Raw genomic sequence first — 20,465 nt, forward strand, 5'->3', positions numbered from 1 at the left:
GTGGCGTATCGATCAGGCATCCGGGCCGTCATAGGCCATATCGAAAAAGCGCTTTTCGATGCGGCTGGCCTCGACAAAGGGCGCGCGCAGGCTCTCGAAGCTTTGGGTTTCGCCCACCCGGTTGAGCTCGCTTTTAAGAAAGTCGACCCACTGTACGAAAGCCGGCTCGTTATGGATCACGATCCAGTCGCGGTGCTCGGCGCGCTCGGGCGGCGGCGTCGGGCTTCGCTGCGCCCACTCCAGATAGAGCCACTCTGCCACCACCAGCACCACGAGAATCAGCGCGTAGTCCTGGGAGGCGCAGGCCCGGTCCATCAACTCGACGAAGGCTTGGGTCGGCTCGGCAATGGGCGGGTTGCGCCAGTGATTTTCGGCCACACCGAGGGCCTGAAAGGAGTCGATGAAGTAGCGGTACTCGCCGCCGGCCAGCACGCTGAGCTGGCGCGCGTGGGTCAGCCGCGCCTCGGGATCATCGGCGGCGCACACCGCCGCCCCGAGTAGCCGCACGAAGCTGTCGCAAAAGCAGAAGTCCTGTACCAGGTAGCGGGCGAACACCTCGTCATCGATGTGACCGCTCAAGAGCTCATCGACGAAACGGTGATTGACCGAGGCGTCCCAGTACGGGTTGGCCGCCTGACGCAGCCGCTGGCATAGATCCATGAGGTTATCTCGCTGTTATCGTTTTCAAAGAGGAGTGACTGGGTAGTTTAGCGAGCAGGGCACATGATTCAAACGTGCTTGTGAGTGGGCGCCACCGCCGATCACGTTTAAAAAAACTCGCAGAATCAGTTAACTTATATTGTGTTTTGATCTATCAAGTGGGATACACCACACCGCCGGCGCTTGGGCTCGGCGTTTAATGGAGACACCGTTACATGGCGATCGAGGCTATCGGATTGGCCCCCAGTACGCTCATTTTCATGATACTCGCTTTGACGCTGGTCGCCTTCATTTGGGGCCGCTTTCGCTATGATGTCGTCGCCCTGGCCGCGCTATTGAGTTCGGTACTGCTGGGGCTGGTGCCCGCCGACGAGGCCTTTGCCGGTTTTGGCCACCCGGCGGTGATTACCGTGGCGGCGGTGCTGGTGATCAGCCGCGGTTTCGAGCGCTCTGGCGTAGTGGATATCATCGCCGCCCAGGTGATGAAAGCCGGCGAGCGCCTGCTGTTGCAGCTGCTGGCACTGGTGGGCACGGTTGTGGTGCTTTCCGGCGTGATGAACAACGTCGGCGCGTTGGCGCTACTGCTGCCGGTGGCCATGCGCCTGGCGCGGGAACACAACACGTCGCCCTCGCTTTTGCTGATGCCGCTGGCGTTTGGCTCGCTGCTCGGCGGGCTCACGACGCTGATCGGCACGCCGCCCAACATCATCATTTCCACCTACCGTGGCAACATCACCGGTGAAAACTTCAGCATGTTCAGCTTTTCACCGGTCGGCGTGGCGGTGGCGCTGGCAGGGCTTGCGTTCATCGTGCTGCTGGGCTGGCGCCTGACGCCCAAACGCAACAGCGCCGCCGGTGCGGCGGACATGTTCGACACCGCCAACTACCTGGTCGAGCTCAAGGTCTCGCAAGAGTCCAGGGCCAACGGGCTGACGCTGCAACAGCTTCGCGACGAGCTCGACGAAACCATTCCCGTGCTGGCCGTGGTGCGCGATGACAACCGCCGGGCAGGGTACTCGTTTCACGGCGTGCTCAAACAGGGCGATATTCTGCTGCTCGAGGCGGGACCGGAGGAGCTTCAACTTCTCGAGGACAAGGCGGGCTTGAGCGCGGTCGCCGAGCTCGAGGAGGACGACCGCGAAGAGGACGAGCGCGCCGCAAAAAACGCCGATAAAGCGAGCGAGCCAGCAAAAGATGAGGCCATCGATACCGAAGGCCTGCAACTGGTCGAGGCGGTGGTGCGAAGCGGCTCGATGATGATCAATCGCAGCGTGCGTCAGCTTCGCTTGAACCACCAGTTTGGTCTGCACCTGGTGGCCGTGGCCCGGGACGGCGGGCGCTTGAAGCAGCGCCTGCGCGACATTCGCTTTCAAACCGGCGACGTGCTGCTGCTTCAGGGCAGTGAAAAGGAGATCAACGATAGCCTCTCGTCGCTTGGGTGTTTGCCGCTGGCCAGCCGCGAGCTACACCTGGGGCAGCCGCGCAAGCTGGCGCTATCGCTGGGGATTTTCGCCTTGGCCATCGTGTCGATGCTGTTCGATTTGCTGCCCGCGGCAGTGGCCATGAGCACGGCGGCACTGGTGTCGCTTCTGATCGGCGTGCTACCGCTGAGAGAGGGGTATAACGCCATCGACGGGCCGGTGATCGTGCTGCTGGCGGCGATGCTGCCGGTGGGCGAGGCGCTTGAAACCAGCGGCGGCGCTGATATCATCGCCAATTCGCTGTTGTATTTTGGCGCCGAGTGGCCGGTCGTGGTGTCGCTTTGCGGGCTATTTCTGCTCTGCATGCTGCTCTCCAATATCGTCAACAACGCCGCCGCCGCGCTTTTGATGGCCCCCATCGCGGTGAGCCTGGCCAACGGCTTCGATGTCGCGCTGGAGCCGTTTTTGATGGCGGTGGCGGTCAGCGCCTCCAGCGCGTTTTTGACGCCCATTGGACATCAGTCGAACACTCTCGTGCTTGGCCCCGGTGGCTACCGCTTCAGCGACTACTGGAAGCTTGGGCTTCCGCTGTCGCTGGTGGTGATGGTAACGGCGATTCCCGTGATTTTGCTGGTGTGGCCGCTGTCGGGCTAAAGTGCTCGCGCAGGTGTAAATGCATCGTTAAACAATAGGCGGGCATCCTGATTGCCCGCTGAATCAAAAGGCTCGGCCCATGAATCAGCAACACCGCCAGGACGCCATCGTCGAACTGGTCCGCCTGCACGGCTACGTGAGTATCGAGCAGCTCACCGAGCACTTCACGGTGACGCCGCAAACCGTGCGCCGCGATCTCAATACGCTCTCGGACGAAGGGCGCATTCGCCGCGTTCACGGCGGCGCCGGGGTGGAGTCGAGCACGGTCAACACCGCCTACAGCACGCGCAAGACGCTCAACCTGGGGGAGAAGGAGCGCATTGCCCGGGCGCTGGCCGAGCAGATTCCGGATCACTCGTCGCTGTTCATCAACATCGGGACCAGCAACGAAGTGATCGCTCAGGCGCTTTTGGAGCACAAGGGCCTCGAGATCATCACCAATAACCTCAACGTCGCGGCCATTTTGCAGCGCAAGGAGGATTTCTCGGTGATCGTTGCTGGCGGCCAGGTACGCTCTCGCGACGGCGGCATCATCGGCGAGGCGACCATCGATTTCATCAACCAGTTCAAGGTCGACGTGGGCGTCATCGGTATCAGCGGTATCGACGAAGATGGCTCGCTTTTGGAGTTCGATTATCAGGAAGTACGGGTCGCCCAGGCGATCATCGCCAACTCGCGCCGGGTGTATCTGGCCGCGGACCACTCCAAGTTTCACCGCAATCCGGTCGTGCGTCAGGGCAATATCGCCCAGCTCGATGCGCTATTCACCGACCGCCGCCCCCCGGAGCCGATCGTCAAGCTTTTGAGCGAACACGGCGTGGCGCTGCATATCGCCTGAACCTACCCACATTTCACTTTGATAGCGTGTCCTGACTTCAAAAGGTCAGGGCCGTCACGCCCAGCCGTCTGTTTAAATAAATAGCGCTTTTTTATTCAGGGCCGCGACAAAGATCGCGGCTTTTTCGTTCGACGTTATGCCGACTAACGCCGCGTAAAAGGGCCGAAACGTTCGATAATACGCTCGTTTGAAAACGGCTGACACGATAAACGCGAAGTACGACACTCTGTCGTTTAACTACAACCAGAGACCCTGCCAATGGCGGATTGTTGGCCAAACGAGGCTCGACCATAGTCACACCATGGCTTTGAAACACCAACCCTTTCAAAGCCCGGCGCGCCTACTTAACCGGTCAATGCGTGCCAGCACGGCACCGCGAGGTCTACCGCCTGCGGCGTCTGCGCCCACCCTTAGGCGCTTATAAGCTCATTAGCCGACAGTGATAAAACAGACACAGTGATAAAACAAACACAGTAATAAAACAAACAGAGGTGGTTTATGAACTGCATCGAACTCACTCAGCAGGCCGACCGTATCGCCAGCACGTTCAGCAAGCAGGAACTGGCCAAACTGGTGCTGGCGCTCAAATGTCAAGGCGAGTCGCTTCAGCAGGCGGTCGAGGTGATCGACACGATCGACACCCGCGCAGGCTACTCGATGGAACAGGCCTGGGAGGAGGTACTCGCCCAGGATTCGCAGCTGATTATCGAAGACGAAGAGTAGCGCCTTTGAACGAGAAAGCCCCCGCGAGGGGGCTTTCTCGTTTTTACCGATAACGCCGTTATTCGGCCAGAGCGGCTTCCGAGCGCGGGGCGTTGGGGCGGGTCGTATCCGGGTTCTTGGCGAAATAGGTATCGAGCCGGGTCTGGGCCTGGTCGCCGAACAGCACCTCACAGGCTTTTTTGAGCCCCTCGGAGTTCATCAGCTCGTCGCGGTGAACCACCAGCGATACCTTGGCGCGCCGGCGCAGAAAGTCCTCGAGTTCGGTGATCATCTCGTGATCGCGGGCGTACTCGAGCTCGCAGCGGACGTACTCGGTCTTGTCGATCAGAATTTCCGCCTGGCTGGGGTCAGCCTTGATTTTTTCCAGCAGGCCAAAGGCGTCGTTGCCGTAGCGCCGCCACAGCCGCGACGAGAGCTTCTCGTTGGACGTGGCCGGCGTCAGCGCGTCGAGTTTCGCGTCGCGGGCTTGCTGCATGAACGATGCCTTCACCTTGTCATCCGGCTCGCCGTACCAGCGCGTGGCGGGGGCGCCAAGCGTTACCCCGAGCTTTTGCACTTCGTCACTGATCTCCTCACCCACGTTCAAACAGTCGGTCAACTTGCCGCCAAAAATACTGATATGGGCGGTGGATTCGTGAGTGTCGATCACGTGCTTGCGCGAGAGCTGCAAAAAGTCGCGGCTCTGGCCCTTGTCCGCCTTGACCGCCAGCGGGCGCACGCCGCAGCGGGTGGAGATGATGTCCTTTTCGGTCAGCGGCGTTTCGAGGCTCAAGCGTGCATTGATGTTCTCGAGCACGAACGCGATGTCTTCCTGCGTGACCTCCGGGTACGGGTTCTCCATGTGGGTATCGGTGGTGCCGATGCAGGTGCGGTTCCCCATGGGGATGACGAAAAACAGCCGGCCGTCGTTGGCGAAAAATGCCAGCACCCGCTTTTGCTCGGTGAGCTGCGGCACGATCAAATGAATGCCCTTGGAGTAGAGGTGCTGGTGCGAGGTGGACTGCTTCGTCAGCGCGTTGTGCTCATCGACCCAAGGGCCGGCGGCATTGATCAGCACTTTTGAGCGGATGTTGAAGGTATCGCCGGTCATCACGTCGCGCGCGCGGGTCACCCAACACCCGTTTTCGCGCTCGGCACCCAATGATTCGACGTAGTTGGCCGCCACCGCGCCGAAGGTCATTGCCTGGCGCACGAAATTGAAAACGAAGCGGGCGTCGTTGTCGTAGAGATACGCATCGGAGTACTCGAAGCCCCCAACGGCGTTTTCAGTGTCGATGATGGCCTCTTCCTGCTTGATGTTCTTTGGCGACAGCAGGCGGGGTCGCTTCGTAAAACCGTTACCCATCAGCCAGTAGAGCCAGGTACCCGCCCATAGATAACGCGGCGAGTGGCGAAAGCCCTTGGAGATAGTCGTGAGAAAGCGGATCTCCTTGACCGTAGAAGGGTAGCTCTTGATCAGGTGATTGCGGCTTTTACAGAGCTTTCGCACCAGCGCGAAGTCGTTGCTCTCCATGTACTTGATGCCACCCCACACCAGATTCGAGGAGTGCATGCTGGTGCTGCCGGCGAAGTCGCCGCGGTCGATCACCGCCACTTTCGCGCCTTTACCCGCGAGCGCCGAGGCGGCGGCGGCGCCGTTGATGCCGCCGCCGATGATCAGCACGTCATACTCTTCACTTGGCAGCTTTTCGAGATTCTGAGTTCGAAGCGTCATGGCGAATTCCGTTGGGTCGAAAGCGCGAACGTGGATACGTCGCTTGATATTTTCAATAACGAAACTATAGATGATCGTTTTCGAACATTCAACGCGTTTGACACGCGCAAATGCCAAGCGAAAGGCATAAAAAAAGCCGGCCCAGGGCCGGCTAGAGATTCGATAAAAGAGGTGTTACTTGACGCTCTCCTCGGCATTGACCGGCGGCGCCTTGGGCGCAGCGGGATTGTGATCGATCAGGGTGGACTTGTCGGTGGCGAACTCGTTATAGGCGAAATCGTCCACGGTGAGCATCTCCAGCACCTCTTTCTCGAAAGTGCGCATGAATTCGGCGTCTTCCTGACTGACGATGCCTGCTTCCAGACCCGCTTCGACCCGGGCTTCCGGATGCAGCGCGGTTTGCGCGATCTCGCCCTTGGCGTAGGCCTTGTTGACCGTGCGGTAGATCTTCTCGGCGCGCTCGTACTCCACCAGCAGCGCGTTGTAACGCGCCAGGGGGTTGCGCTGTTCGCCGTCGTCCTGGTCCCAGGTATTGCGCAGCAGTTTGGTGCGCAGTGCGCTGTGGGTGGATACACGATGGGCGATATCGCGGGCGAAATCGTCGTGGGGTTTGTTCCAGCGACGGCCCAACGGCATCACCACAATGTTTAGCACCTTGCCCAGCGCGCGATTGGGCAGGTTGTCGAAAATCTCGACAAAGGCCTGCTCGGCGCGGTGCAGCAAGAAGCGGCAGCTATAGTGCAGCAGTGACTCTTCACCTGCGACCTTGTCGCCGGCCTGCCACTGCTTGAGTACCATGGAGGCGAGATACAGGTTGGAAAGCACGTCGCCCAGGCGCGCCGAGATCATCTCGCGCTTTTTGAGCGCCGACCCCAGGCTTGCCATGGCAGCGTCGGCGCACAGGCCAAAGCCTGCGGACAGGCGTGCGATGTCCTGGGCGTAGGCGGCGGCGGGAGCATCGAACGGCACCGAAGGCTTGCCGATGCCGATTCCCAGCGTCAGCGCGCGCGCGGCGTTGCCGAAGATCAGCCCGGCGTGCTTGAAGAACGCCGTGTCGAAAGCCTTGACGTCGTTTGCGTCCTTGGCGGCGAGTTCATCGAGTACGTAGGGGTGGCAGCGAATCGCGCCCTGACCGAAGATCATCAGGTTACGCGTCATGATGTTGGCGCCCTCCACGGTGATCGCCACCGGGTTGGCGCTGTAGCCGATCCCCAGATAGTTACGCGGGCCGAGCGTGACCGCCTTACCGCCGTGCACGTCCATGGCGTGGCTTAGAATTTCACGCTGGAACTCGGTGAGCTGGCTTTTTAGAATCGCCGAGGGCACCGCAGGCTTTTCGCCGTGGTCGATCAGGTTAGCGGTTTGATACACCGTGGCCTGGGCGATGTAGCCAAGCGCAGCCATTTTGGCCAGCGGCTCTTGCACGCCTTCCATTTCCGCAACAGGAACGTTGAACTGACGACGGACGCGCGTAAAACCGCCGCTCCAGCCCAGCGCGTAGCGTGCGGTGCCGGTAGCGCCCGAGGGCAGGGTGATGCAGCGTCCGATAGACAGGCACTCGACCAGCATGCGCCAGCCCTGGCCGATCATGTCCTGGCCGCCGATGATGGTATCCAGCGGCACGAACACGTCCACGCCCTTGATCGGGCCGTTCATGAAGGGGCTGCCGATCGGGTGGTGACGCCGGCCGATCTCCATGCCCTCGGTGTCGCGGGGAATGAGTGCCAGCGTGATGCCGCGATCTTCTTCGTCACCGAGAAGTTTTTCCGGATCGAACAGGCGAAACGCCAAGCCTACTACGGTGGCGATCGGTGCCAGGGTAATCCAGCGCTTCTCGAATGTCAGCTTGATGCCCAGTACTTCCTTGCCGTCGACGGTCTGCTTGCACACCACGCCGGTGTCCGGCAGTGAGGTGGCATCCGACCCCGCCCGAGGGCCGGTCAGGCCGAAGCAGGGGATTTCACGGCCGTCGGCCAGGCGCGGCAGGTAATGATTCTTCTGCTCTTCGGTGCCGTACTTCATCAAAAGCTCACCCGGGCCGAGCGAGTTGGGCACGCCCACGGTGACCATCAGGGTTTCATTGGCGGAGAGCTTTTGCAGCGCCATGGACTGCGCCTTGGCGGAAAAACCAAGACCGCCGTACTCCTTGGGAATGATCATCCCGAAAAAGCGTTCTTTCTTCAGGAAGTCCCAAAGCTGCTGAGGCAGGTCGGCGCGCTCGATGGAAATGTCCCAGGCGTTACACATGCCGGCAGCGGTGGCGCACTGGTTATCCAGAAACGCCTGTTCGTCCTCGCGCAGGCCCTCGTCCTTATAGCTTAGAAGGGCGTTCCAGTCCGGCTTGCCGGAAAAGAGCTGGCCGTCCCAGGACACGCTGCCGGCCTCGAGCGCGGTACGCTCGGTGTCGGACACTTTCGGTGCCACCTTTTTGAACATGCCAAAAACGCGCGGCGTAAGCCACAGCCTTCTCAGCGCCGGCAAACCCGCTGCCGCCACGCCAAGCGCTACCAGCAGAAGAAGAAAGCCGATGACCGGGGCGTCGAACACCAGCCCGATTAGGCCAAGCACGGCCAACACCCCGACGGCCGGCGCCGCGCCGGCCTCCCGGCGCATCACGACGAGCAGGCCCACGATGGCCAGCACGATCAGCAGTAGCGTGAGCATAGAATCTCTCCATATCGTTTATAAGGATTATTCAAACGTGGTTGGGGGTACGTATTTAAACGGATGTTTGAATAGTGGCAGACTCGCGCTATCCCGCGCAAGTACTTCACCCTGGCGTCGAGTATCGCTCTCAGTATAGTGGTTGATGCGCCGTATGAACTCTTCGAGCCTGACGCGATACGCAAAATATGCGTCAAGCGATAAAACGAAAAAACGCCGCGGGCCGCCGCGGCGTGCAAAACGTGGTCAGGCGGTCGTTTGAGCTATCGCTTGGGCGCTTTTCGCGCCGGCGCACTGCCGGCCACGTAGTAGTCGACCTGCTCGCGCGGCAGCGGCGCTCGATTGCGGATATGGTCGGCGATTTTTTCCGCCAGCATCAGCGTCGGCGCATTCAGGTTGCCGGTGGGAATCAGTGGAAAGAGCGAAGCGTCGACGACTCTAAGCGCCTCGAGCCCGTGAACGCGGCCCTGGCCGTCGGTGACGGCATCAGGGCCTTCACCCATTTTGCAGCTGCCGCAGGGGTGGTAGGCGGTTTCCGCATGCTCGCGCACGAAGGCATCCAGCGCCTCGTCGCTTTGCACCTCTGGGCCCGGTGCGACTTCGCGGCCGCGGTAGCCATCGAAGGCCGGCTGGTCGATGATCTCACGGGTCAGACGAATGGCGTCGCGAAACTCCTCCCAATCCTTCTCCGTCGCCATGTAGTTGAACAAAATGCTGGGCGCCGCGCTCGGGTCTTTCGAGCGCAGGCGCACGCGCCCACGGCTTTCCGAGCGCATCGAGCCGACGTGGGCCTGAAAGCCGTGCGCCTGCACGGCGCTTTTGCCGTTATAGCTGATGGCGATGGGCAAAAAATGGTACTGAAGGTTTGGCCAGAGCTCGTCGTCGTTCGAGCGAATGAAGCCGCAGGCTTCGAACTGGTTGCTCGCGCCGATGCCAGTGCCCTTGAACAGCCACTCGGCGCCAATTTTGGGTTGGTTGTACCACTTCAGCGCCGGGTAGAGTGAGATCGGCTGCTTGCACTCGTACTGAATGTACATCTCCAGGTGATCCTGCAGGTTTTCACCCACGCCGCAAAGCGCGTGAACGACCTCGATGCCAAGCGCTTTCAAATGCTCCGGCTCGCCCACGCCGGAGCGCTGCAGAATCTGCGGCGAGGCGATCGCGCCGGCGCACAAAAGCACTTCGCGTTTGGCGCGCACCCGGTGCGTCTGCCCCTTGCGATGGTAGCGAACCCCTACCGCGCGCTTGCCCTCGAACTCGATGGCATCGGTGAGCGCGTGGGTTTCGATGCGCAGATTGCCGCGCTTTTTTGCAGCATCCAGGTAGCCCCGAGCGCTGGAGGCACGCCGCCCCTTGGGCGTGACGAAACGGTCCATCGGGCCAAAGCCCTCCTGGCGGTAGCCGTTGACATCATCGGTCTCGGCGTACCCCGCTTGTTTGGCGGCCTCGATGAAGATGCGATAGAGCGGGTTGTTGTCACTTTTTGGCGTGGTGACGCTGACCGGGCCGTTACCGCCGTGGTAGGTATTTTCGCCAATGTCGCGGGTTTCGCACTTTTTGAAGTAGGGCAGACAGCTTGCGTAGTCCCACGCTTCCAGGCCCGGCTGTTTCGCCCAGTGGTCGTAATCCAGGGCGTTACCGCGGATGTAACACATGCCGTTGATCAGCGACGAGCCGCCCAGGCCCTTGCCCCGACCGCACTCCATGCGCCGGTGGTTCATCCAGGGTTCCGGCTCGGTCTCGAAGGCCCAGTTATAGCGCTTGCCCTGCAGCGGAAAGGCCAGCGCCGCCGGCATCTGGGTGCGAAAGTCGAACCGATAGTCCGGCCCGCCGGCTTCGAGCAGCAGCACGCTCGTATCCGCGTCTTCGCTCAGCCGCGCGGCCAGCACGTTACCCGCTGAGCCGGCGCCGATGATGATGTAGTCAAACTCGCCTTGCCAGGCCATGAACACCTCCCAGAATCGAACTCGTGATACTCGCGTAGCGCTTGCCGCTCGAAACGTTAGAAGACCGAGGCAAACGGCCCCATTTCGATCTGCACCGATTTGGTCTGGGTGTAGTGGTAAAGCGTCTCGACACCGTTTTCGCGGCCGATGCCGGAGGCTTTATAGCCGCCCACCGGCATCTCGGCGGGGGAGTCGCCCCAGGTGTTGATCCAGCAGATTCCTGCCTGGAGTTTATGAATGACGCGATGCGCGCGGTTGAGCGACTCACTAAACACGCCCGCCGCCAGACCAAAATCAGTGTCGTTGGCGCGACGTATCACCTCAACCTCGTCATCGAAGGCGAGCACCGACATCACGGGGCCGAAAATCTCTTCGCGTACGATGCGCATATCATCCGTGCAGTCGGTGAACACGGTGGGCGCCGCCCAGGCGCCCCTTGCGTACTCGCCCTTTATCCACTCATCGCCGCCGACAAGCACGCGCGCGCCTTCCTGCTTGCCCAGTGCGATGTAGGAGAGCACCTTCGACTGATGCTCGAAGCTTACCAGCGGGCCGAAATTCACTGCCGGGTCCAGCGGGTCGCCCGCCCTGATACGCCGAACGCGCTCGACGAGCCTGGCCTCGAACGCTTCCTTGACGCTCGCCTCGACGAAGACCCGCGTGCCGTTGGTGCAGACCTGACCGCTGGAGTAGAAATTGGCCATCATGGCGGCATCGGCGGCGCGCTCGAGATCCGCGTCGGCGAAGACGATCAGCGGCGACTTCCCGCCAAGCTCCATGGTGACTTCCTTGAGCGTGGAGCCCCCGGCGGCTGCCATCACCCGTTTGCCGGTACCCACCTCGCCGGTGAACGACACCTTCGCGATGCCCGGATGCTCGGTGAGCATCGCGCCGACCTGGCCGTCACCCTGCACTACGTTGAATACGCCGTTGGGCAGACCGGCCTCGGTGAAAATCTCGGCGAGCTTCAACGCTGAGAGCGGGGTGACCTCGCTTGGCTTGAACACCACCGCATTACCCGCGGCGAGCGCCGGCGCCGCTTTCCAGCAGGCGATCTGGATCGGGTAGTTCCAGGCGCCAATCGCGCCGATCACCCCAAGCGGCTCGCGCCGGGTATAGACAAAAGAGTCCTCGCGCAGCGGAATCTGGCTGCCTTCCAGTGCCGGCGCCAGGCCGGCGAAGTATTCGAGCGCATCGGCACCGGTGGCGATGTCCACGCTCGCGGTTTCGCTGATCGGCTTGCCGGTGTTTTGGGTCTCGAGCCTTGCAAGTTCGTCGTTGCGCTCGCGCAAAAGCGTCACGGCCTTGAGCAGCACGCGCGAGCGCTCCATGCCCGTCATGGCGGCCCACACGCGCTGACCCTGGATTGCCGCCTCGACGGCGCGGTCAACGTCCTGCTGGCTTGCCTGCCCCACGCGCGCAAGCGTTGCGCGATCGAAGGGATTAACGACGTCGAACGTCTCGCCAGAGGTGGCAGCGACCGTGCGGCCGTCGATGTAAAGCGGCTCGATGTGTTGAGTATCCATACAAGACTCCTTTAAAGCGTGTCGTCAGTCAGCGGGCTAAGCGGTCAGTAGCCGGTCCAGGTGCGCAAGCGCCAAATCGCGGGCGGCATCGGCGTCGAGCCCTTCTCGAGCGAGGGCGCCGCGAAGCCAGAGCCCATCGATCAACGCGGCCAGGTCTTTTGCCGCGTTTTTCGCCTGCTCGCGCGGCATCGCCTTGCAAAACTGGTAGCAAAGGTTGGCGTAAAGGCGGCGGTCGTTGATGGTTTGCAGCCGCGCCAGCGCCGGGCGGTGCATGCTGCTGGCCCAGAACGCCAGCCAGGTCTTGGCTGCCGGGCCGCTGATCTGGGAACGATCGAAGTTGCCTTCGATGATGGCACCGATCTGCGCGCGGGCGCCTTGCTCATTCAGTGCGCGGCGTCGACGGGCGACCGCCTGACTCAAATCGGTCAGGATTTGGCGCATGGTGGCCTCCAAAAGCCCATCCTTGCCGCCGAAATAGTGGCTGATGATGCCTGAAGAGACGCCGGCGTGGCGGGCGATACGCACGATGGTGACCTCGCCAAGCCCCACTTCGTCGATGGCAGCCATGGTGGCCGCGATCAGCTGCTGACGGCGAATGGGCTCCATTCCCACTTTGGGCACGATGACCTCCCTGAATCGTTGGATACCGTTTGGTTTAAAGGGCAAGGCGCTCACGGCTCGATTTGAAATTCCGCACCTATCGTGATGTTCTTATAGCGTGGCATTTTTTAATTGAACGTTCAATCAATAAAACCGCGTTCACTTGACCGTGCTATAGCGGCTAAGCTAGGTCGACACCCACAGGAGATAGATGATGAGCAATACGAAAAAGGCACGCTTAGGCGCACTGGCGGTCATGACCGCGCTGCCCGCAACGGCGATGGCCGATGAATGCAGCACCGTGCGCTTTGTCGAGGTTGGCTGGACCGACATTACCGCCACGACCGCCATGGCCAGCGAAGTGCTCGAGGCGCTGGGTTACGAGCCCCGCGTGGACACGGTATCGGTGCCGATCGCCTACGCTGGCCTACGCAACAACGACTTCGACGTATTTTTGGGCAATTGGATGCCGTCGATGGCCTCCATCAGCGACCCGTACGTGGAAGACGGCGACGTGGTGCGCCTTACCGAAAACCTGGAAGGGGCGAAGTACACCCTGGCGGTGCCGCAGTACGTGTATGACGCCGGCGTAACGTCGGTTGAGGATCTGGCCGAGCACGCCGACGAGTTCGATCGTCGTATCCACGGCATCGAAGCGGGTAACGATGGCAACGAGCTGATCGAGCAGATGATCAGTGACGACGCCTATGGGCTGGGCGATTGGCAGGTGATCGACTCGAGCGAGGCGGGCATGCTCTCGGAGCTTAGAACCCGCGTGCCCAACGAGGAGTGGATGGTGTTTCTCGGCTGGGAGCCGCACCCCATGAACACCAACTTCGAGATGGCCTATCTTTCGGATGCCGACGACTACTTCGGCCCCAATCTGGGCGGGGCGACGGTGTACACCAACACCCGCGCCGGCTTCGTCGAGCAGTGCCCGAACGTCGGCCAGCTGCTCGAGAACATGAGCTTCACCCTCGAGATGGAAAACGAGCTGATGGCATCCATCATGGATGACGGCGTCGCCGCCCGTGACGCCGCCAACGCCTATCTGAAAGAGCACGATGACCTGCTGGCCGAGTGGCTCGACGGCGTGACCACGATCGACGGTGACGAAGGGTTACCCGCAGTACGTGAGGCGCTTTGACCGCAGCGCTTTCTCCAAAGCCCGTTGAGTTTTAACCACTTGGCGAAAAAGGCAGGCCATTTTGGCTTGCCTTTTGCGTTTAAAGTGGGCATACTCTGCACCCGCTGATGAGGCAAAGGCTACGTAGCTCAGCTGGTTAGAGCACATCACTCATAATGATGGGGTCCCCTGTTCAAATCAGGGCGTAGCCACCACATCACGCGCGATACAGCCAGTTTTAAAAGGTCTGTATCACTATGGTGGCCCCTTAGGTCCTCCCGCAACGCGAAACTGCAAACCCCGCCAGGCCCGGAAGGGAGCAACGGTAGTGGTGGATGCGTGTGCCGGGATGTGGCTTTTGGGGCCGCCACCCGTTTTACCCCCCCCCTTTTTTTTTATTCTGATTCTGTTTTTGACTTCCCCCATTCGTTGAACCACTCGTTTCGCGCGTTCGATACCATGCCTTCGGTACGGTGATGCAAGGGGCGTCATGAAAACGCTTTTCCTGTGGCTTTTAACCTGCGTATTGATGCTGGCGCTGCTATTGGCAGGCCCGGCGTGGCTACTCTTGACCGACCGCGTCGAAACCGGCGGCCATTGGTCCAGCGCCAACCGTGACTCCGCCGGGCTGGCGCCGCTGCCCGAGGCGTACGCGCCGGCGGTGGTGCAGGTGTACGCCGCGCGGGCGTTTAGCTGGCGCGGGGCGTTTGGCGTGCATATCTGGATTGCGACCAAGGCCGAGGGCGCGCCGAACTACCGGCTGCATCAGGTGCTGAGCTGGCGCCGACCCACAGTGGTATCGGCCAGCGATACGCCGGATCGGGCCTGGTTTGGCCAAGCCCCGACCCTGCTGGCTGATTATCGCGGCAGCCAAGCTGCTCGGTTGATTCCTCTTATAGAGGACGCCGCTACCCGCTACCCGCAAGTCAATCTTTATCGCGTCTGGCCGGGGCCCAACAGCAACAGTTTCATTGCCTGGATGGTGCGCCAAATCGATGGCCTCGACATGGCGCTGCCGGTAACGGCGGTGGGTAAGGATTATCTTTTCGGCAGCTGGTTCGCCGCCACGCCCAGCGGCACCGGCTATCAGTTTTCGCTCGGTGGTGTGTTTGGCGTGATGTTTGCCTGGGAGGAGGGCGTCGAGCTGAATCTGTTAGGGCTCAGCCTGGGAGTGGATGTACTGCGCCCGGGGCTAAAGCTTCCTGGCATTGGGCGGATCGGCATGACGCGTCCGGTCATTCGGCCCGAATAAACCGTCGCGCTCTTTGTTTGCAGATACATTTTTATTCGATTAGTATTTGCAGACAAGGTTTTGGAGAGTAGCGATGCAAACAGTCACCCGTCTTGAAGGTAACAAGGCCGCCGCTGCCGTCGGTTTGAAGACCGCGGTGCGCATTCTCGATAAATGGCAGGCCAGCAACGAGCAGGGCGAGGCGATTTTGCGCGTCTCACACTCGACCTACGCGCGCGCGCGGCGAGGTGACCTTGCAGAAATCAAGCTCGATAGCGACCAGCTCACCCGCGTAAGCTACCTGCTCAACATTCACGCCGCGCTGCGTACGCTGTTCGAGAATCCGGAGAACGTTTACGGGTTCGTTTCCATGGCCAATCATAACCCCTACTTCAACGGCCGAACGCCGCTCGAGGTGATCGGCGGCGGTGATTTCGCGGCGCTGTACGAGACTTTCAAGCGTCTCGATAGCCTGCGAGGCGCGCAGTGGTAGCGCCTAAAGAGCTTGCGCCGATTCCGTCGAACCGGGTGGTCGGGTATCGGCTGATCAACAGCAAGTTTCCGCCGATCGCGCTATTTGACGACGTGGCTGACCGCGACGAGTTCGAGGCGCTTTATCAGCTTCAGGCGTTGACCAACCCACGCCTGTGTAACGAGCTGGGCAATTTGGCGCTGCTGCCGCTGGAGGAAATTCCCTTTCACATTCGCGGCTGCTCCTACGCCGCGGCTGCGTTTACCCACGTCAATCCGGACGGTTCTCGCTTTAGTGACGGCAGTTTTGGTGTGCTCTATATCGCCGATACGTTGGACACCGCCATTGCCGAGGTCAGCCATCATCAAACGGCGTACTGGGAGCGGGTGCCGGCGCTGCATTTTGAACGCTTCGTATTTCGTGGGCTGCGCTGCACGTTCGATGAGAAGGCGTGTCGTGATGGCCTCGCGCTCGAGAGCAGCCACACCATTTACGACCCGGATAGCTACACCGAGTCCCGCACGCTGGGCCACGCGCTTCGCCGCGCCGGTGAGCCAGGGCTTCGCTACCGCTCGGTACGCCGCGAAGGCGCGGTGTGCTGGGCACTGATGACCCCGCGTTGGGTGGAGGATGTCGTCCAGACCACGCATATCGAAATGGTCTGGAACGCGGGGCTGGCTCAGGTGAATCGACTCACGACCCTTGGCCCCCGCTGATACAAGGGGGAAGCTAACCGGCGTTGTCGTCGGTAAAGCGCTGCATGATGGCAAGCGTTTCGTCGCTGACGTGATGCTCCATGCCTTCGGCGTCGATGCGTGCGGTGCTGTCGGGCACGCCGAGTGCGCGCAGAAAATGGAGGACGACGTCGTGACGACCGCGGGACGTCTGGGCCATCTTCCTACCTTCATCGGTTAGAAACAGCGAACGGTAGGGCTGGCTCGTGACCAGCCCCAGCTCGTTGAGCCGGCGAATCATTTTTGACACGGTTGCCTGGCTGACCGCCATGCGGTTGGCGATATCCGCGGCGCGCGCCTCGCCCCGGTGATCCAGCAAATCCCCGATGAGTTCGACGTAATCCTCGATCAGTTCGGTTTCATGAGCGTTGCGCACCGTTTCGTACTGGCGTGCGTGCTGCTCGACCGGCGGTAGCGCATCGTGGCTGTGGCCGCCCTTGAGCGAGCGGTGCGGCGTGGATTCATCACTCATTGGCAGGACTTACTGACGGTAGATGGAAAGTGTCGCGTGGCGCGCCTGAGTATCGACCCCGATGGGGGCGTAGGGCGAGCAATCGCCTCGGTGCTTTCGCAAAGCCGACCACGTTTGCGGGCATACTAGCACATCGGGGCGAAGAGCGGAGCAGGTAAGGCGTCTGTGATAATTTCTACTCGGGGTTCACCATGTTGGCTGGCGCGCCGACCTATTCGCGCTCGTTGAGCGACTGAATCTGGCTTTGTACGCCCAGCGCCTCTTCCACGTCGACCTGAAAAGCGATGCCGGTCCCCGGCGTTTCGTCGAACTCGCCGGCGTCGGCGATTGAATCCAGCACAGCGCGGCTTTTTTGCGCATCGACCAGAAAAAGTAGCACGTCGCGCTGAGCGGTGATTTCGATGCCCAGAAAACCACGCACCTGGTGGCGACCTTCGCCGCGGGCGTTGTTGATCACGGTGGCGCCCGTGGCGCCAGCCTCGCGGGCGGCGTTCATGACTCGGTCGGTGAGTGCATCCTCCACCAGTGCCACGATCAGTTTGAAACGCATGCTTCTCTCCTTTCTACCTTGTGTTAGACACGCTTGGCGCCATCGGCGCGCTTTCGTTTGGCAAGTAGCTGGCTGAGCCGTGCGTAGGCCATGACGCTCATGATCGGGAACAGGCAGGCCAGGGCGATCATGCCGAAGCCGTCCGCCAGCGGGCTGCGCCCGGGAATGGCACCGGCGATGCCGAGCCCGAGCGCGGTGATGATCGGCACGGTGATGGTCGAGGTGGTCACGCCGCCGGAGTCGAACGCCAGCGGCACGATGGCCTTCGGCGCGCGCAGGGTCTGCAGAATCACCAACACGTAAGCGCCAATGATGAACCCGTGAAGCGGCCAGCCCATGACGATGCGCCAGACGCCCAAAGTGATGCCGACCGCCATGCCCAGCGCCACCGCAATGCGCAGCATCAAGGGATTGAGCGTGCCGCCGGAGATCTCACCCGCTTTCAGCGCCACTGCCATTAGCGCTGGCTCGGCAATGGTGGTGCTGGCGCCGATGGCAAAGGCGAACAGGTAGACCCAGTAGTAGTCGCTCCAGTGACGCGCCGCCCCGTCGGGCAGCGCAGGCAGAAATTCCGCGTGGGTCAGCTGCTGCGCCATGAGCTCCCCCAGTGGGAACAGCGCGTTTTCGAGACCCACCAGAAACAGCGCCAGCCCAAGCCACACCATGACGAAACCCAGCGCGATGTGCGCCGGGCGCTTTAGCGGCTTTCGAATCACGCCGTACTGAAAGCCGAACACGATCAGTACGATCGGCGCGATGTCGCCAAGCGTTGCCCAGAGGCTCTGCCAGAGGTTCACAGCCCACCGCCTGTCAAGGCGCCAGGGCCCAGGATGCCGAAGGCGAGCACGAAAATGATCGGCATGATCGAGGCCAACGCAATCAGCCCGAAACCGTCGAGCATCGGATTGCGGCCCTTGATGCTGGAGGCCAGGCCCACGCCCAGTGCGGTGACCAGCGGTACGGTGATGGTCGAGGTCGTCACGCCACCGGAATCGAAGGCAATGCCGACCAGCTCCGTGGGGGCGAAGAGAGTGAGCATCAGCACCAGCACGTAGCCGCCGACGATCAGTGGCGGCAGCGGCCAGCCCTTGATGATGCGCATCACGCCGAGTACGACCGCGGCGCCCACGGAGAGCGCCACCACCATTCTGAGCGTCAGCGCAAACCGGGCCTGGCTGGTTTGCTCGATCAGCCCGCCGTCAAAAAGCACCTGACCAGCCCGCGCGGCAACCGCGATCAGCGCAGGCTCGGCCACCGTCGAGCCAAAGCCCAGTGCGAAGGCGAACAGCAGCAGCCAGAAAAGCGAGCCCTTGGTGACGAAGGCGTGGGCCAGGCGCTCGCCCAGCGGAAAAAGTCCAAGCTCGAGCCCCTTGATGAATAGCGTCAGCCCCAGCAGCACGCAGAGTATTCCAAAAGCGAGGTCGGCGAGTGCCAACGTATCCGGCAGCGGTTGGCGAATCACCACGAGCTGGAAAAAGCCCATCACCAGCACGATCGGCGTTAGATCGCGCAGGCTGTTTTTGAGCTGGTGTAACATCGAGAGAGCGAAAAGCATGGGGTCACGTCCAGGGGGCGTCGGATCATGTTACCCAACGCCCCGGTCCGGTTCATGACCTGGGACAAGCTTTGTGGTGAACCTAAAAGCTTCCGAACAGCGTACCCAGCGTAATGACGCTAACGAGTGCCGCTATCGGCAGTACGATCGTGACCATGGCGATGTTGGCGTAGGATTGGCGGTGGGTGAGCCCGCAGATCGCCAATAGCGTAATCACCGCGCCGGAGTGGGGCAGCGTGTCCATGCCGCCAGCGGCCAACGTTGCCACGCGGTGCATCAGTTCCGGGTCGATACCTGTCTGCTGCGCCATGGCGAGATACTCCTCGCCCAGGGTTTCAAGCGCAATCGATAGCCCGCCGGAGGAAGAGCCTGTAATACCGGCCAGCACGCTCATGGCAAGCGCCTCGGAAATCAGCGGATTGTTTGGGGAGACGTTGAGCACCGCGTCGCGAATCAGGGCGAAGCCCGCCAGACTTGCGATCACCGCGCCGTAGCCCACTTCCGAGGCGGTGTTGAAAATCGGCAAAAGCGAGCCGAGACACCCCTTGTTGATCGTCGCTTTCAAATCCGCCCAGTGGCGCCAGCGCGTCACCATCAGCCAGGCCGAGGCGCTGAGTAGCGCAATCAAAATCGCCCACAGGCCGGCTTGGCTATCGGCAGAGACGTTGTCGAAGGCGGCGTCGATGAAGCTCAAATCCAGCGCCGGGAACACGCCGTAAGTGAACAGCGCGTTGAGGCCGATCACCATGACTAGCGGAATCAGTGCAGGCGCCAGCGCCATGGTCGCCGCGGGAGCGTCGTCCGGCGTATCTTCGCGCTTCTTCTCGGTATGCGTGCCGTAGCCCTCGCCGTTGGCGCTGGCCTTGCGAACTCTGGATTGAAGATAGGTGATGCCCAGCCCCAGCATGATTACGCCGCCGATCACCCCAAGGCCTGGCGCGGCGAAGCTGTTGGTGCCGAAGTAGGGGATAGGGATGGCGTTCTGGATCGCCGGCGTGCCGGGCAGCGCAGTCATGGTAAAGGTGAACGAGCCCAGCGCAATGGACGCTGGAATCAGGCGCTTGGGCACGTTCGCTTCACGAAAGAGCTCCCGGCTGATCGGGTAGAGCGCAAACGCCACCACAAACAGCGACACCCCGCCATAGGTCAGCACCGCGCAGGCCATGACCACGGTGAGCACGACATGGCGCGTGCCGAGGCGCTTGACGATGCCGGTCGAGATGGCGTGCGCCGCGCCGGAGTCCGCCATCAGCTGGCCAAACAGCGCCCCCAGAATGAACAGCGGAAAGAACTGGGTCACGTAGCCGCCGAGCGCGCTCATGAAGGTATCGGTATACACCGGCAGCAAAAAAGCGCCGTCGCCGGAGAGCAGCACCGCAAGCGATGCCATCAAAGGCGCCAGCAGCAGTACCGAAATCCCCCGGTAGGCCAGAAACATCAGTAAAACGAGAGAGACGATAATCGCCAGCATGCTCATGAGTCGTCAGGCCCTTGATGGTTTGAAAGATCGATAAGGGCAAAAGCGTAGAGGCGATGCTGCAAGGCAGCAATGGTGAGGCGACTAAAGTCGTAAGCAAGC

The 20,465-nt window shown here is 61.3% G+C and carries 18 protein-coding genes, 1 tRNA gene and 1 other RNA gene; 9 read left to right on the top strand and 11 right to left on the bottom strand.

Annotation, left to right across the window (positions count from 1 at the left end):
• Positions 1-12 precede the first annotated feature (12 nt).
• Positions 13-660, bottom strand: a complete 648-nt coding sequence (locus tag OCT39_RS08285) for a TenA family protein (RefSeq protein WP_263587176.1) — start codon at positions 658-660, stop codon at positions 13-15.
• Positions 661-875: 215 nt separating this feature from the next.
• Between OCT39_RS08285 and OCT39_RS08290 the strand changes: the two genes are divergently transcribed.
• The 3 genes from OCT39_RS08290 to OCT39_RS08300 all read left to right on the top strand — a co-directional run bounded on the left by OCT39_RS08290 (position 876) and on the right by OCT39_RS08300 (position 4,296).
• The gene (locus tag OCT39_RS08290) at positions 876-2,735 is read left to right on the top strand and encodes an SLC13 family permease (protein WP_263587177.1); all 1,860 of its coding nucleotides are present in this window, start codon (positions 876-878) and stop codon (positions 2,733-2,735) included.
• A gap of 79 nt (positions 2,736-2,814) precedes the next feature.
• Positions 2,815-3,573, top strand: a complete 759-nt coding sequence (locus OCT39_RS08295; protein ID WP_263587178.1) for a DeoR/GlpR family transcriptional regulator — start codon at positions 2,815-2,817, stop codon at positions 3,571-3,573.
• A gap of 498 nt (positions 3,574-4,071) precedes the next feature.
• Positions 4,072-4,296 carry a hypothetical protein gene (locus tag OCT39_RS08300; RefSeq protein WP_263587179.1) on the top strand — a complete coding sequence of 75 codons (225 nt, stop codon included), beginning with the start codon at positions 4,072-4,074 and terminating at the stop codon, positions 4,294-4,296.
• Between the two features lie 58 nt (positions 4,297-4,354).
• Here the strand turns inward: OCT39_RS08300 and OCT39_RS08305 are convergent, their stop codons facing one another.
• The 5 genes from OCT39_RS08305 to betI form a co-directional block, all read right to left on the bottom strand.
• Positions 4,355-6,010 carry a glycerol-3-phosphate dehydrogenase/oxidase gene (locus OCT39_RS08305; protein ID WP_263587180.1) on the bottom strand — a complete coding sequence of 552 codons (1,656 nt, stop codon included), beginning with the start codon at positions 6,008-6,010 and terminating at the stop codon, positions 4,355-4,357.
• Positions 6,011-6,184: 174 nt separating this feature from the next.
• Entirely contained in the window at positions 6,185-8,674 is a 2,490-nt protein-coding gene (locus tag OCT39_RS08310) for an acyl-CoA dehydrogenase (RefSeq protein ID WP_263587181.1), read from the bottom strand.
• 263 nt (positions 8,675-8,937) lie between these two features.
• The gene (gene betA, locus OCT39_RS08315; RefSeq protein ID WP_263587182.1) at positions 8,938-10,620 is read right to left on the bottom strand and encodes a choline dehydrogenase; all 1,683 of its coding nucleotides are present in this window, start codon (positions 10,618-10,620) and stop codon (positions 8,938-8,940) included.
• Positions 10,621-10,676: 56 nt separating this feature from the next.
• Positions 10,677-12,146, bottom strand: coding sequence for a betaine-aldehyde dehydrogenase (betB, locus tag OCT39_RS08320; RefSeq protein WP_263587183.1), 1,470 nt, complete (start codon positions 12,144-12,146; stop codon positions 10,677-10,679).
• A gap of 36 nt (positions 12,147-12,182) precedes the next feature.
• Complete coding sequence (gene betI / locus OCT39_RS08325) at positions 12,183-12,767, bottom strand: transcriptional regulator BetI (protein WP_263587184.1); 585 nt, start codon at positions 12,765-12,767, stop codon at positions 12,183-12,185.
• Positions 12,768-12,960: 193 nt separating this feature from the next.
• Between betI and OCT39_RS08330 the strand changes: the two genes are divergently transcribed.
• The 6 genes from OCT39_RS08330 (at position 12,961) to OCT39_RS08355 (ending at position 16,291) form a co-directional block, all read left to right on the top strand.
• Positions 12,961-13,893, top strand: coding sequence for a choline ABC transporter substrate-binding protein (locus OCT39_RS08330; RefSeq protein WP_263587185.1), 933 nt, complete (start codon positions 12,961-12,963; stop codon positions 13,891-13,893).
• Between the two features lie 117 nt (positions 13,894-14,010).
• Positions 14,011-14,087 (top strand) — tRNA-Met (locus tag OCT39_RS08335).
• A 52-nt stretch (positions 14,088-14,139) separates the two neighbouring features.
• Positions 14,140-14,236, top strand: an RNA gene (gene ffs, locus OCT39_RS08340) — signal recognition particle sRNA small type.
• A 126-nt stretch (positions 14,237-14,362) separates the two neighbouring features.
• Positions 14,363-15,124 carry a DUF3750 domain-containing protein gene (locus OCT39_RS08345; protein ID WP_263587186.1) on the top strand — a complete coding sequence of 254 codons (762 nt, stop codon included), beginning with the start codon at positions 14,363-14,365 and terminating at the stop codon, positions 15,122-15,124.
• A 73-nt stretch (positions 15,125-15,197) separates the two neighbouring features.
• Complete coding sequence (locus OCT39_RS08350; RefSeq protein ID WP_263587187.1) at positions 15,198-15,596, top strand: antitoxin Xre-like helix-turn-helix domain-containing protein; 399 nt, start codon at positions 15,198-15,200, stop codon at positions 15,594-15,596.
• Positions 15,590-16,291, top strand: coding sequence for an RES family NAD+ phosphorylase (locus OCT39_RS08355; protein ID WP_263587188.1), 702 nt, complete (start codon positions 15,590-15,592; stop codon positions 16,289-16,291). The genes OCT39_RS08350 and OCT39_RS08355 overlap by 7 nt, the downstream gene beginning before the upstream one ends.
• Positions 16,292-16,304: 13 nt before the next feature.
• Here OCT39_RS08355 and mntR read toward each other — a convergent pair whose 3' ends face one another.
• The 5 genes from mntR to OCT39_RS08380 all read right to left on the bottom strand — a co-directional run bounded on the left by mntR (position 16,305) and on the right by OCT39_RS08380 (position 20,363).
• A complete protein-coding gene (gene mntR, locus OCT39_RS08360; RefSeq protein ID WP_263587189.1) occupies positions 16,305-16,781 on the bottom strand; it encodes a manganese-binding transcriptional regulator MntR in 477 nt (158 codons plus the stop codon).
• Between the two features lie 211 nt (positions 16,782-16,992).
• The gene (locus OCT39_RS08365; protein ID WP_263587190.1) at positions 16,993-17,331 is read right to left on the bottom strand and encodes a P-II family nitrogen regulator; all 339 of its coding nucleotides are present in this window, start codon (positions 17,329-17,331) and stop codon (positions 16,993-16,995) included.
• Between the two features lie 23 nt (positions 17,332-17,354).
• The gene (locus OCT39_RS08370) at positions 17,355-18,128 is read right to left on the bottom strand and encodes a DUF1538 domain-containing protein (protein ID WP_263587191.1); all 774 of its coding nucleotides are present in this window, start codon (positions 18,126-18,128) and stop codon (positions 17,355-17,357) included.
• The gene (locus OCT39_RS08375; RefSeq protein ID WP_263587192.1) at positions 18,125-18,886 is read right to left on the bottom strand and encodes a DUF1538 domain-containing protein; all 762 of its coding nucleotides are present in this window, start codon (positions 18,884-18,886) and stop codon (positions 18,125-18,127) included. The genes OCT39_RS08370 and OCT39_RS08375 overlap by 4 nt, the downstream gene beginning before the upstream one ends.
• 82 nt (positions 18,887-18,968) lie before the next feature.
• Complete coding sequence (locus tag OCT39_RS08380) at positions 18,969-20,363, bottom strand: GntP family permease (RefSeq protein WP_263587193.1); 1,395 nt, start codon at positions 20,361-20,363, stop codon at positions 18,969-18,971.
• Between the last annotated feature and the right edge of the window lie 102 nt (positions 20,364-20,465).

Source organism: Halomonas sp. GD1P12 (assembly GCF_025725645.1).
In the GTDB taxonomy this organism is placed as follows: domain Bacteria; phylum Pseudomonadota; class Gammaproteobacteria; order Pseudomonadales; family Halomonadaceae; genus Vreelandella.